At 61.0% G+C, this 12,744-nt stretch carries 12 protein-coding genes; 7 read left to right on the forward strand and 5 right to left on the reverse strand.

Features of this window, described 5'->3' with window-relative positions; all coding sequences use genetic code 11:
• Positions 1–15 precede the first annotated feature (15 nt).
• Positions 16–1,977, reverse strand: a complete 1,962-nt coding sequence (locus CPH89_RS13460; protein WP_053254134.1) for a methyl-accepting chemotaxis protein — start codon at positions 1,975–1,977, stop codon at positions 16–18.
• 53 nt (positions 1,978–2,030) lie between these two features.
• Complete coding sequence (locus CPH89_RS13465) at positions 2,031–3,701, reverse strand: response regulator (RefSeq protein ID WP_053254135.1); 1,671 nt, start codon at positions 3,699–3,701, stop codon at positions 2,031–2,033.
• A gap of 404 nt (positions 3,702–4,105) precedes the next feature.
• Here CPH89_RS13465 and CPH89_RS13470 point away from each other — a divergent pair, with 404 nt between their 5' ends.
• From CPH89_RS13470 to CPH89_RS13490, 5 genes are all read left to right on the forward strand, one after another.
• Entirely contained in the window at positions 4,106–5,083 is a 978-nt protein-coding gene (locus CPH89_RS13470) for a DUF2333 family protein (protein WP_371850841.1), read from the forward strand.
• Positions 5,084–5,085: 2 nt separating this feature from the next.
• Positions 5,086–5,622 carry an NUDIX hydrolase gene (locus CPH89_RS13475; protein ID WP_053254137.1) on the forward strand — a complete coding sequence of 179 codons (537 nt, stop codon included), beginning with the start codon at positions 5,086–5,088 and terminating at the stop codon, positions 5,620–5,622.
• 193 nt (positions 5,623–5,815) lie between these two features.
• Positions 5,816–6,187, forward strand: coding sequence for a translation initiation factor Sui1 (locus CPH89_RS13480; RefSeq protein ID WP_053254138.1), 372 nt, complete (start codon positions 5,816–5,818; stop codon positions 6,185–6,187).
• Between the two features lie 213 nt (positions 6,188–6,400).
• The gene (speA, locus tag CPH89_RS13485) at positions 6,401–8,314 is read left to right on the forward strand and encodes an arginine decarboxylase (protein WP_053254139.1); all 1,914 of its coding nucleotides are present in this window, start codon (positions 6,401–6,403) and stop codon (positions 8,312–8,314) included.
• Between the two features lie 156 nt (positions 8,315–8,470).
• The gene (locus tag CPH89_RS13490; protein WP_053254140.1) at positions 8,471–9,334 is read left to right on the forward strand and encodes an alpha/beta hydrolase; all 864 of its coding nucleotides are present in this window, start codon (positions 8,471–8,473) and stop codon (positions 9,332–9,334) included.
• 8 nt (positions 9,335–9,342) lie between these two features.
• Here CPH89_RS13490 and CPH89_RS13495 read toward each other — a convergent pair whose 3' ends face one another.
• The 3 genes from CPH89_RS13495 to CPH89_RS13505 form a co-directional block, all read right to left on the reverse strand.
• Entirely contained in the window at positions 9,343–9,774 is a 432-nt protein-coding gene (locus tag CPH89_RS13495; RefSeq protein ID WP_053254141.1) for a hypothetical protein, read from the reverse strand.
• A 105-nt stretch (positions 9,775–9,879) separates the two neighbouring features.
• Entirely contained in the window at positions 9,880–11,235 is a 1,356-nt protein-coding gene (locus CPH89_RS13500) for an MATE family efflux transporter (RefSeq protein ID WP_053254142.1), read from the reverse strand.
• Positions 11,236–11,238: 3 nt separating this feature from the next.
• The gene (locus CPH89_RS13505) at positions 11,239–11,529 is read right to left on the reverse strand and encodes a hypothetical protein (protein WP_053254143.1); all 291 of its coding nucleotides are present in this window, start codon (positions 11,527–11,529) and stop codon (positions 11,239–11,241) included.
• Between the two features lie 163 nt (positions 11,530–11,692).
• Here CPH89_RS13505 and CPH89_RS13510 point away from each other — a divergent pair, with 163 nt between their 5' ends.
• Positions 11,693–12,001: a MazG-like family protein gene (locus CPH89_RS13510; RefSeq protein ID WP_053254144.1), complete on the forward strand. Its 309-nt coding sequence runs from the start codon at positions 11,693–11,695 to the stop codon at positions 11,999–12,001.
• Entirely contained in the window at positions 11,994–12,743 is a 750-nt protein-coding gene (locus tag CPH89_RS13515) for a methyltransferase (RefSeq protein ID WP_053254145.1), read from the forward strand. Before CPH89_RS13510 ends, CPH89_RS13515 begins: the two co-directional genes overlap by 8 nt.
• Position 12,744 lies beyond the last annotated feature (1 nt).

Below are 12,744 nucleotides of genomic sequence, written 5' to 3' on the forward strand. Positions count from 1 at the left end.
TGGCATTGGAGCGGATTAAACGCGGAAAGCCTGCACAGCCGTATTGAGCTGCCCACCCAGCACCAGCAGGTGGTCGCCCTGGCGACGGCCCTGGCCAATACGCAGCAGATTATCTTCACCCAACTGGTGGATGCGTTCACTGTTATCGCGAATTTCACTGACGGCGCCACTCTGCTGGGCGGTCACATCGGCGATGCGCACTGCCGTGTCGGAAATCGTCTGGATTGCCCCGACGATTTTATCCAACGCACCGTCGGCCGCCTGGGCTTGCTGCGCGGTGGCTTCGGCGTGCTCGACCTGGGCGCGCATGCCTTGCACCGATTGGTGGGCTGCGGATTGCAGGCCGGCAATCAGCCCCTGAATCTCGGCGGTGGCGCCGGCGGTGCGCTGGGCCAGTGAGCGCACTTCATCAGCGACCACGGCAAACCCGCGCCCGGCTTCACCGGCCCGGGCTGCCTCGATGGCGGCATTAAGCGCAAGCAGGTTGGTCTGGTCGGCAATCGAGCGGATCACGGTCAGTACGCCGCCGATGGTCGCGGATTCTTCGGCGAGTTTTTCGATCATCTGCGCGTTTTGCTGCACTTCACCGACCAGCGCGTGCAAGCCGGTCAGGCTCAGGCCGATCACGCGTTGGCCCTGTTCCACGGCTTGACCCGCGCTGCGACTGGCGCCGGCCGCCTGGCTGGCATCCCCGGCCACTTGCTGGATGGTGGCTTCCAGTTCGCCCAGGGAGTCACGGATCTGCGCGGTATCGCCGGCCTGGCGCTCGGCACCGTCATGCAGACCACTGCTCAGCTCGGCGAGGGCGCGGCTGCTGCCGGCCACTTCCTCGGCATTCCCGCGAATGGTGCCCACCAGGTCCACCAGGTAGGCGCGCAGGCGATTCAGGGAGGCTTCGATGTCGTGCAATTCACGGTTGGTCTTGCCCAGCGCAATGGGCTGGCTGAAGTCGCCCTCGGCCCAGGTGGACAGGGCTGGCGCCAGGTTGGTCAATACTCGCGCCAGGCGCCGCTGCAGGGTGTCGATCAGCAGCGCGATCAACAGGATCAGGCCGATCATCACACCTTGCATCAGGCGGACTTCGCCCTGGATCTTGGCGTGTTGCGCGCGCACCACGGGTTCCAGGCTGGCGATGGATTGTTGTACGGCGGCGATTTTCAGCTGGGTGCCTGCAGCCAGTGCGGTGCGCTGCTGGATCTGCTCACGGGTGCGCTTGAGTTCGGCGGGGTAGCGGGTCAGCAGGCTGTTGAGTTCGCGCTTGAGGTCGACGCCGGTGTCCTGGACGTCGGTTTTTCCGCTGTTTTCAAGGCCCATCATGGCTGAAAAGTCATCGGAGCTGGATTCCGCGCTGGCCTTTACGCCCAGCAGGGGTAACTGCGCCAACAGGTCGGCCTGGGTGCGGATGCTGGCGACTTCGCGCTCTACGTCATCGGCCAATTCCGCGCGCCCGCTGCTCACCAGCTTATCGCGTGCCAGTGACAGCTTGCCCAAATGCTGGGACGCGGCCAGCAGTGGCGGCAAGTAACGGGCTGCCTCGGGCGAGTTGACGCCCATTGCGTACTGGCTCAGTTGCTCCAGGTTCGCGCTCAGCTCTCGCTCGGCCTGTAGCAGCAGTGCTTGCGGGTCGCCGGCCAGTTTGCCGGCGGCCAGCAGGTCGGTTTTGCTGAAGGCATCCAGGTCCGCGAGGCTGGGACGCAGGTTTTGCGTCAGCTCGGCGGGCAATTCATCCAGGTGCTGCAAGAGGTCTTCCAGGCTCTGGCTGGCGCTACTCAAACGCAACGCGTCGCCACTGGCCAGGTAGTCGTCGATATTGCGCGCGGCCTGGTTCTGGAAGGTTTGCGACAAACCCAGGTAGCGCTCCATCAGCGTGTAAGGCCGTTCGAGTGCGCGTTGCGACCACCACAGCGTCGCCCCAAGTGCCAGGCACACGGCTACCAGAAGAAGGGTATTCAGATTGGTCAGCAGCTTCAGGCGCATGCGTGGTTTCAACCGACAGCGAAAGATAAGTGCCTGAAGTTATTGCGTTTTCATTACAAGGTTATGACGGTATCAGTGGATTCCGGTGAAAAGATGGCACTTTGCTTTGACGTGCGTGCGGCCTGCACACGGTTACGTCCGGCGCCCTTGGCGCGGTACAGCGCCTCGTCTGCCTGAGCGGCCATCATCAGGCTGTCGGAGTCGTCGCACAGCTCCACCAGCCCGGCACTGAAGGTGCACCATAAATCCTGGGGTTGGGCGGGGTAGTGAATTTCGGCAAAGCGCCCACGGATTTCATCCAGCACCTTGCAGGCCGATTCCAGGTCGGTGTCGGGCATCACGATGGCGAATTCTTCACCGCCGTAGCGGCCGATGTAATCGGTCTTGCGCAAGCGCTGCTTGAGGAACAGCGCCAAACTCTTGATGACGCGGTCGCCCATGGGGTGGCCGTGGCTGTCATTGACCCGCTTGAAATGGTCGATATCGAGCATCGCAAAGCTCAGCGGTTTGTTCTCGCGGCGTGCGCGGAAGCTGCAGTCTTCGAGCAATTGCAGGATGTGGGTATGGTTGTACAGCCCGGTCAGGCTGTCACGCACCATGCGCGCCTTGAGGTTGCGCGCGCGGGCGGCGCGGTTGCGTACGGTGGTGATCAGGTGGCGCGGCTTGATCGGCTTGGTGAGGAAGTCATCGCCGCCTTCGCTCATGGCGTCCAGCTGTTTGTCCAGGTCGTCTTCGGCCGACAAGTAGATGATGGGCACGCTGACATAACGGTCGTTGTGGCGAATCACCTTGGCCAGTTCGGTGCCGGTACAGGCGGGCATGTACATGTCGAGGATGATCAGGTCCGGCTGGAAGTCCGCCAGCTCGGCCATGGCCTGGATCGGCTCGATCAGGGTGCGCGTGACGATGCCGGCGCTGTTGAGCAGGCGCTCGGTGTGCAATGCCTGGGCGCGTGAGTCGTCGATGATCAGCACTTTATAAGGCTCGTACTGCGCGACGCAGGTCAGCACTTCGATCTTTTCCAGCAGGCTGGAGGCTTCCAGCGTGCCGGTGAGGAACTCCTGGCCGCCCGCGCGCACCGCGGCCAGGCGCGTCGGGGTATCGGTTTCGTGCAGGCTGAAGAACAACAGCGGCAGCTTTTGCTCAAGGCCTTCCTGGGCTTCGGCCGCGAGCTTGAGGCCCAGGCCGGCCCCGCAGAAATCCACATCCATCACAATCGCCGAAGGCAGGCGCTCGGCCAGCGAGGACCGAAACGCTGCCACGCTGTCCAGCGACTGGGCGCTCATGCCAAAGAATTCCAGTTGCTTGGCCAGGCGCTCGGCGCGGTCGTGATCGGCCAGCATCACGTAGATCGGCTTGCGCATCGGTGGCAGGAACGTTTGCTCAAGCTGGTCGCCCTGGCGCAGGCCGGTGCGGGACAGGCGCTGCATCAGGCGGTTGAGTTCGGTGATCACCTGGCTGCTGAGGCGGCCACGGTTCTCGTCCACGACCTTGAGGGACTCGCCAATGTGCCGCGCCAGTTGGCCGTGTTCCGGCTGTTCGAAGCGTTCGGCAAAACGCAGCAGGCGCAGGTTTGCTTCGCTGAGTTCGGACAAATCTGTGTTTGACCATTCACTGCGCTGCAGGCGTTGCCAGATCTCAAGAATTTGACGTGCCTGATGAATTACCCGCTGGGCAAAGTGCTGCTTGAGACGCTCACGGCTGGGGTCTTCTGGCTCGGTCATATCCTGACTACTAGTGAGGGTGCATGCTGAGGTCGACTGATGGCTCTATGCTAGCACCTCTTTTCTTATATATGAGTGTCATACGTCAATTAAGTACACGTCTGTGCGATTCAGTTTCTGACCTTATGGTCGCGCTGCGTAAAAAGCCGGCATGCGTTATGGTTGCAGATCTTTATAGTCGAATCTGCCCGGTGCGCCACTTTGGTTAAAAGGCCCGCACCGATGGGCACGATGGGGTAGGGTTGTGGTCGGAGTGTTTGACCGCACCCGGACAATTGACGTGCATGAACTCAAGTGATTGAAAGGATATCGCCATGCTGGACTGGAAAAATCGTGCAGGCAGTGCCAAAGGCCCCGCCCCTGAGCCAAAGTCGACCCAACGCGGCTACTTTCGCAACCTGCTGATGAGCAAAGCGTTGCTCAGCGTGCTGGCCTTGTACCTGTTGGTCACCGGCGGCCTGGGTTGGTACTGGAGCGAAGAGCCGGCGCTGTTTCCGGTCCAGCAAAACGCCCAGCTTGCTGCGGAGAAGGAAGGCAAGCAGATGGTGATTGGCTACACCACTGTCGAAACCCTCAAGACCGTGGTCGGCACGTTGCTGAACAAGCCCGGTGGCTATATCTCCAACGACCGTTTCCCGCCAGGCTTGTGGATGGACAACATGCCGAGCTGGGAATACGGCGTGCTGGTGCAGGTGCGTGACTTGACCCGTGCCCTGCGTAAAGACTTCGCCCGTTCCCAGTCGCAGTCGGCCGAGGACGCCGATTTGGCCAAGGCCGAGCCACGCTTCAACTTTGACAACAAGAGCTGGGTGCTGCCATCCAGCGAGTCGGAGTACCAGGAAGGTATCAATTCCCTGAGCCGCTACGAAGCGCGTCTGTCCGACCCTAACCAGAGAGGCGCGCTGTTCTATGCGCGTGCCGACAACCTGAACAACTGGCTGGGTGATGTCGCCACTCGTTTGGGCTCGTTGTCGCAACGCCTGTCGGCCAGTGTCGGTCGGGTCAAGCTGAACACCGCGCTGAAAACCGAAGCCCTGGCGCCGGGTGAAGTGCCGCAGGTCGATGAAGAAGTGGTGGAAACCCCATGGATGCAGATCGACAACGTGTTCTACGAGGCCCGTGGCCAGGCCTGGGCTCTGTCTCACTTGCTGCGCGCCATCGAAGTCGATTTTGCCGACGTGCTGGCCAAGAAAAATGCCACCGTCAGCGTGCGTCAGATCATTCGTGAGCTGGAGGCCTCGCAGGAGCCGGTTTGGAGCCCTATGATTCTCAACGGCAGTGGCTTTGGCGTTCTCGCCAACCACTCGCTGGTCATGGCCAACTATATTTCCCGGGCAAACGCTGCAGTGATCGACTTGCGTCAGCTCCTCAACCAGGGGTAATGATGGACGCTACTCAAAATGAGGCCGCGCACCGCGCGGCCTCTGATGCTGAACTGATCTGCTGGGTCGACGACCAGGACAACCTGCTCGGCCATCTCGTCAGGTCTGACCTGCGTGAGCGCGGCCTGATCGGCCGTTGCACCTTTATCTTCCTGTTCAATTCGGCCGGCGAACTGTGTGTGCATCGGCGCACCTTGAGCAAAGCCTTGTACCCTGGGTTTTGGGACACGGCCGCGGGTGGCATGGTCGCGGCAGGCGAGTGTTACGCCGATTCGGCGGCCCGTGAATTGGAAGAAGAGCTTGGGGTGGGCGGCGTGGACCTGGTCGAGCATGACCATTTCTACTTCGAGGATGGCGCCAGCCGGCTCTGGTGCAAATCCTATTCGGCGGTCTGGGATGGCCCCTTACGCCTGCAGCCCGAAGAGGTCATGGAAGCGCGGTTTTTACCCCTTGAAAGGGTCCTGCAGGAAGCTGAACAAAAGCCTTACTGCCCGGACGCTCAAGAGGGCTTGCGGCGCTATCTGGCCTCGCGTCGCTAAAGTTGCATAAATTGGCGCTATTTGGCTCTTAGCAAGTCGGCTTTTTGCCGTTACACTGCGCGACTTTTCACCCGAACCACCTTTGCGGTTCGGTAGCGCTGCCCCTGCCTGAGTGGGGCTTCGCGGTCGATGCCCTGTTCTGTTTACGAGAACCGAGCACCGATCTGTCTTTGTCCTCCCAAGAGGATTGCCGGTGGCCAAAAAAGCCGCATCCTTCGCCGCCCTTGGTGGCTTGGTATTTTCCACCGACGCAGGTCGACACTGCCCGGACTGTCGCCAGCCCGTGGATTCGTGTACCTGCAAACAGACCCTGATCCCTGAAGGCGACGGTATTGCCCGCGTACGACGCGAGAGCAAGGGCCGTGGCGGCAAGACGGTGACCACCGTCACCGGTGTGCCGCTGGCCGAAGAAGCCCTGAAGGAACTCGCCACCACGCTGAAAAAGCGCTGTGGCACGGGTGGCGCCCTGAAAGACGGCGTCATCGAGATCCAGGGCGATCACGTCGAGTTGCTGTTGGCCGAGCTGATCAAGCTGGGTTACAAGGCGAAGAAATCCGGCGGCTAGCAGCCTCTGTGAAACCCACCCCGATCGCCGGTTTGCTGAACGCGAACGGTCGTCTCCATGGTTTTCACAGAGCCTGTTCCTGACCGGTGTCTAAACTCTGTCCTGCGAGTGGGGTCTACCTTGCTTACAGGCAAATCGTCATTTTCATTCTTTAGACTTCGCCAGCCTTACAAGAAGGGCGCGGTGATCTTCGACTTTATATAGGGGACTTCGATGTCCGTACGACGCACACGCAAAGACGATGGCAGCCAATGGACAGTTGCGGACAGCCGCAGTGTTTACGGGATTCGCCATTGGGGGGCCGGGTATTTCGCGATCAATGATGCCGGTCGCGTTGAAGTCCGTCCGAACGGCCCGAACAGCACGCCCGTCGATCTGTACGAGCAAGTCGACCAGCTGCGCAAAAGCGGTTTGTCCTTGCCGCTGCTGGTGCGTTTTCCCGATATCCTGCAAGACCGTGTACGCCAACTGACCGGCGCTTTCGATTCCAATATCGAGCGCCTGGAATACCAGAGCAAGTACACCGCGCTGTACCCGATCAAAGTGAACCAGCAGGAAGCGGTGATCGAGAACATCATCGCCACCCAGGACGTTTCCATCGGCCTGGAAGCCGGTTCCAAGCCTGAGCTGCTGGCTGTGCTGGCCTTGGCACCCAAGGGTGGCACCATCGTCTGCAACGGTTACAAAGACCGTGAGTTCATCCGCCTGGCGCTGATGGGCCAGAAGCTGGGTCACAATGTTTTCATCGTGATCGAGAAAGAATCCGAAGTTGGCCTGGTGATCGAAGAAGCCGCCAACCTCAAGGTCAAGCCGCAGGTTGGCTTGCGCGTGCGTTTGTCGTCGCTGGCGTCGAGCAAATGGGCGGACACGGGTGGCGAGAAGTCCAAGTTCGGTTTGTCGGCGGCGCAGTTGCTGTCGGTGGTCGAGCGCTTCCGCGCGGCGGGCCTCGATCAAGGCATTCGTCTGCTGCACTTCCACATGGGCTCGCAGATCGCCAACCTGGCCGACTACCAGCACGGGTTCAAGGAAGCCATTCGTTATTACGGCGAACTGCGTAACCTCGGCCTGCCGGTGGACCACATCGACGTCGGCGGCGGCTTGGGCGTGGACTACGACGGTACCCACTCGCGTAATGCCAGCTCGATCAACTACGACATGGACGATTACGCCGGCGTCGTCGTCGGCATGCTCAAGGAATTCTGCGACGCGCAGAGCCTGCCGCACCCGAACATCTTCTCTGAAAGCGGCCGCTCCCTGACCGCCCACCACGCCATGCTGGTGGTGCAAGTCACCGACGTTGAAAAACACAACGACGACGTGCCGCAAATCGAGAACAAGGAAAGCCTGCCGGAAACCGTGCAATGGCTGGTGGACCTGCTGGGCCCGACCGACATCGAAATGGTCACCGAAACCTACTGGCGCGCCACTCACTACATGAGCGACGTGGCCACCCAGTACGCTGACGGCAAACTGACCCTGGCGGAAAAAGCCCTCGCCGAGCAGTGCTACTTTGCCGTGTGCCGTCGCTTGCACAACTCGTTGAAAGCCCGTCAGCGCTCGCACCGCCAAGTGCTGGACGAACTCAACGACAAGCTGGCCGACAAGTACATCTGCAACTTCTCGGTATTCCAGAGCTTGCCGGACACCTGGGCCATCGGCCAGGTCCTGCCGATTCTGCCGCTGCACCGTCTCGACGAAGAGCCGCTGCGCCGCGCCGTGCTGCAAGACCTGACCTGCGACTCCGACGGCAAGATCAAGCAATACGTCGACGAGCAGAGCATCGAGACCAGCCTGCCGGTGCACGCCTTGAATGAAGGTGAAGACTACTTGCTGGGCATCTTCCTGGTCGGCGCTTACCAGGAAATCCTCGGTGACATGCACAACCTGTTCGGTGATACCGACTCGGTGAACATCTACCAGCGCGAAGACGGTTCGGTGTACAGCGCCGGTATCGAGACCCACGACACCATCGAAGACATGCTGCGCTATGTGCACTTGTCGCCGGAGGAGTTGATGACGCACTACCGCGACAAGTGCGCGAGCGCGAAGATCAGTGCCAGCGAGCGCACGCAGTTCCTGGATGCGTTGCGTCTCGGTTTGACCCGCTCTTCGTACCTGTCCTCGTAATATCGGCTGGCAGAGATCTAAAATGTGGGAGCGGGCTTGCTCGCGAAAGCGGTACATCAGTCACACATGTGTTAACTGATTCACCGCTTTCGCGAGCAAACCCACTCCCACATTTGTATCTTCGTTTGGTTGTACCTTCTTCGTGAGGTCTGAACGATGTCGAGCAAACTCTTGCAAGTGTTCACCCTGGCGGTCGCCGCATTTCTCGCGGCGTGCTCGCCGATCAAAGTGCTCAACGCACTGACGCCCTCCAGCACCTTCACCAAAACCGCATCCATCGCCTACGGTGATGACCCCCGGCAAAAACTCGATATCTACCGCCCCGTCGCGGCCGCACCCAACGCGCCCGTCGTGGTGTTTTTCTACGGTGGCAGTTGGAACAGCGGCGCCAAGGACGATTATGGTTTTGTCGGCGAGGCACTGGCCTCACGCGGCATCGTCGTCGTGATCGCCGACTATCGGCTCTATCCGCAAGTGCGTTACCCAAGCTTTCTTCAAGACGGCGCCCAAGCGGTGGCCTGGACACGTCAACACATCGCCGAATACGGCGCCGACCCCACGCAGTTGTACCTGATGGGCCACAGCTCCGGCGCCTACAACGCCTCGATGCTGGCGCTGGATGCGCGCTGGCTCAATGAGGTGAATCTGGCGCCCTCGATGCTCAAGGGCTGGATTGGCCTGGCCGGGCCCTATGACTTTCTGCCGATTGAAAACCGCGATGTGCGCCCGGTGTTTTTCTTTCCGAATTCCCCGCCCGACTCCCAGCCGATCAACCACGTCGACCATGGCGCGCCGCCGAGCCTGTTGATTGCCTCGGCGAGCGACACGCTGGTCAACCCCACACGCAACACCGGCGGGCTGGCGAAAAAACTGCACGACGCGGGTGTGCCGGTCGAGGTGTTTTACTTCACCAAGACCAACCACGCGACATTGGTGGCATCGATTGCCAAACCCTTGCGCTGGCTGGCACCAGTGCTGGATCGGGTCACGGCGTTTATCCAGTCCACTCCGGGCCAGTGAGGCTGGCGCTATTGGACGATGAGGCTGTACACGGTTGAGGTCTCGGTACTTGCTTCCTCCAGCGTGACGGAGCGCAGCGTGTGGTCCGGTGATGCAGGCGTGATTGTCAGCGCAACGCCATTACTCATCAGCGTGCGACTCTGGGGCGACAGGGTCGCTCGAATGCCCTGCTGCGTCGCGAATATCTGGAAACCCGTCTGGTTCCAGACCTCCACGGCGCTTGAGACAGGCAGCTCCGGCAGGGTTGCAGGCATGTCGCTCCCCGGTTTGATTGCCCACTCGCCGGTGTCCGGGGTGACCTGTGGGGTTTGAATGGCAGGTGCAGCGACGACATCGCTCGGTGGCGGCGATTTTTTTGCCTTGGCCGCACGCATCGTGGCGGCCACGATTAAACCGGCCACTAACAACGCGCCGATGATAAATACGGTATTGCTGCCCATGTTTGTTCGTCCCTGAGTGTAAAGAAGGTTGAGGCCGGAAACGTATCGCTTTGCAGGCCCAACCTTCATTCAACGTCGGTGACGGGGTTTTGTAACCTGTGAGAACTAACAGGTCGGCTCGCCGAGCCACGCGTTTCTCTTGTTCAATCGCCAAGCGATCGCCCACAGCGTGAGACTGCGCAAGGCCATGAACAACAGGAAGCTTATCCACAAGCCGTGGTTGCCGTAGCCCTGCAAGACCCACGCGAACGGCAGCAAAATCACCACGGTCAGCAGCATGCCGTTGCGCATTTCCCGTGCGCGGGTAGCGCCGATAAACAGGCCGTCCAGCAAGTAACTCCACACGGCAATCAGCGGCAGCACCGCCAGATAAGGCAAATAGATATCGGCGGTTTCGCGCACGCTGGGGATATTGGTTTGCATGGCGATAAACAGGTGGCCGCCAAAGGTAAATAGCAGCGCGAAGCCCACACTGGCGATCAATGACCAACCGCAGGCGACCACCAATGCACGGCGTAACGCCTGGCGGTCGTGGGCGCCGATGGCATGCCCGCACAGGGCCTCGACTGCGTGGGCCAAACCGTCCAGGGCATGCGCAGTCAGCAGTAGGCCATTGAGCAGCAGCGCATTGGCCGCCACGGTGGCATCACCCAGACGGGCGCCTTGCACCGTGATCATGAAGAATACCGACTGCAGTGCCAGGCTGCGGATGAAGATGTCACGGTTCACCGCCAGCAGCGGGCGCCAGCTTTGCCAGCGCTTGAGTGCGGCCCAGGCGATATGCCCGGGATAGGCGCGCAAGGCGTTTTGCGTGAGCGCCAGACCGAGCAGGGCGCCGGTCCATTCGGCGATGACCGATGCGCGTGCGGAGCCGACTACGCCCCATTCCAGGCCCAGTACAAACCACAGGTTCAGGGCGATATTGACCAGGTTGGTGGTCAGCAGAATCGCCAACGGTGCACGGGCGTTCTGCGTGCCGAGGAACCAGCCGACCAGCGCATAGCTGGCCAGCGCAGCAGGCAGGCCGAACAAACGCGTGTGGAAAAAGTCGCGGGTCAGTTGATTCAGCTCGGGGGAGGGCTGCATCCACTCCAGCGCCAACTGGCTCAGCGGGATGCCCACCGTGCCCAAGAGCATCGCCAGGCCCAGCGCCAGCAGCAGACCTTGCAGCAGCACCTGTCGCAACGCTGCACCATCGCCACGCCCGGCGGCCTGCGCGGCAAACCCGGTGGAGCCCATGCGCAGAAAACCCATGGCCCAGGCGAGGAAGGTATAGAGGCTGGCCCCTACGGCCACGGCGCCCAGTTGGTGGGCGTGTGGCAAGTGGCCGATGACCATGCTGTCGACCAGGGCTACCAGCGGCACCGAGATGTTCGACAAAATCATCGGTGCAGCCAGGGCCCAGACGCGGCGATGGGTGGGGCGGTCGCGCCAGTCGGTGAGTAACGTGAGTGTTTTCAAGTATCAGTGCACAACCCAGCTGAGCAGCCACAGGCCCAGCATCAACCAGATAATCCCGGCAATGATCGACGCCCGCATAAACGCGCGCACTGCCGAGTACAGCAGCAACAGCCCGATGATCAGGGTGATGATGCTGATGATCGACGTATCCATGCCCAGGGATTTGGACAGCCCGTCGACAAAATCGCCGCCGGCATGGGACAGCGTGTTGAACAGCCCGCTGAACAGCTCGACGATAAAGTGGATGATCTGGCCGATTTTGAGACCCAGCCAGCCGAAAAAGTCTGTTTGCATGTGTGTGTCCTGATGAATAGGTGGGCGTAGCTGCCGGACCTGAGCCTTTGGTCGTTATCGGCGCACGCGAGTTCCCTTCTAGCATAGAGGTTTACGGCGTGCAGGGATTCACTTGCCTTCGCTAATCATCCGCCCGAAGCTATACACCTTCAGGAGCCCCCGCATGAACCTCGAACACCTCACCGAACGCCTGCACCGTATCCGCGATGCCAATCACTGGAAGCAGTTCCACAGCCCGAAAAACCTGGCCATGGCCGCCAGCGTGGAAATGTCCGAGCTGGTGGAGATCTTCCAGTGGCTGACCGAAGACCAGTCGCGGCAACTGCCCGCAGACCAACTCGCCCATGCCGGGCAGGAAGTCGGCGATATCGTGCTGTACCTGCTGTTGCTGTGCAGTGAGCTGGGCCTGGACATGAATGAAGTGGTGCGCGCGAAACTCGCCGACAGCGAACGGCGGTTTGCCCATGAGTGATCGTCATTTCGACCAGTTGGCCACGCGCTTCGCCGAGAAAATCTACGGCGGCGCCAAAGGTGCGATTCGCCTGGCGGTGCTCCAGGCCGACCTGACCGAAGCCCTGCCGGACCGCCCGTTGCGTGTGCTGGATATCGGCGCCGGCCTGGGGCATATGTCGTTGTGGCTGGCCGAACGCGGCCATCAGGTCACGCTGGCCGAGCCCGCCGAGCCGATGCTCGACGGCGCGCGCCAACGCTTTGCCGATGCGCGGCAGACCGCGACTTTTATTCACGCGCCCTGGCAGGACCTGCTTGGCCAACTCACCGAGCCTTACGACCTGGTGCTGTGCCACGCGGTGCTGGAATGGTTGGCCGAACCCCATGCGATACTGCCGGTGCTGCACCAACTCACGGTGCCCGGCGGCTGGTTGTCGCTGGCGTTTTACAACCGTGATGCGCTGATTTATCGCAACCTGCTCAAAGGCCACTTCCGCAAAATGCGCAAGAACGACATGGCCGGCGAAAAGCAGAGCCTGACGCCGCAACAACCCCTCGACCCACGCGAGCTGGCAGCGCAACTCGACGGGCTATGGCAGGTCGAAAGCCAAAGTGGCGTGCGGGTGTTCCACGACTACATGCCGGTGGAATTCCAGGCCCGCGCCGATTTACAGGATTTGTTGGAGATGGAACTCGCTCACCGTCGTCACCCAAGCTTTGCCGGACTTGGGCGTTATTTACACTGGATATGCCGTCCGGTTTAAG

It is taken from the genome of Pseudomonas fluorescens (assembly GCF_900215245.1).
GTDB lineage: Bacteria > Pseudomonadota > Gammaproteobacteria > Pseudomonadales > Pseudomonadaceae > Aquipseudomonas > Aquipseudomonas fluorescens.

Coding starts and splice junctions, on each gene's coding strand:
- CPH89_RS13495 (WP_053254141.1), bottom strand. CDS start 9,774: ATGGGCAGCAATACCGTATTTATCATCGGCGCGTTGTTAGTGGCCGGT.
- CPH89_RS13505 (WP_053254143.1), bottom strand. CDS start 11,529: ATGCAAACAGACTTTTTCGGCTGGCTGGGTCTCAAAATCGGCCAGATC.
- CPH89_RS13470 (WP_371850841.1), top strand. CDS start 4,106: ATGAGCAAAGCGTTGCTCAGCGTGCTGGCCTTGTACCTGTTGGTCACC.
- CPH89_RS13510 (WP_053254144.1), top strand. CDS start 11,693: ATGAACCTCGAACACCTCACCGAACGCCTGCACCGTATCCGCGATGCC.
- CPH89_RS13490 (WP_053254140.1), top strand. CDS start 8,471: ATGTCGAGCAAACTCTTGCAAGTGTTCACCCTGGCGGTCGCCGCATTT.
- CPH89_RS13475 (WP_053254137.1), top strand. CDS start 5,086: ATGGACGCTACTCAAAATGAGGCCGCGCACCGCGCGGCCTCTGATGCT.
- CPH89_RS13515 (WP_053254145.1), top strand. CDS start 11,994: ATGAGTGATCGTCATTTCGACCAGTTGGCCACGCGCTTCGCCGAGAAA.
- CPH89_RS13465 (WP_053254135.1), bottom strand. CDS start 3,701: ATGACCGAGCCAGAAGACCCCAGCCGTGAGCGTCTCAAGCAGCACTTT.
- speA (WP_053254139.1), top strand. CDS start 6,401: ATGTCCGTACGACGCACACGCAAAGACGATGGCAGCCAATGGACAGTT.
- CPH89_RS13460 (WP_053254134.1), bottom strand. CDS start 1,977: ATGCGCCTGAAGCTGCTGACCAATCTGAATACCCTTCTTCTGGTAGCC.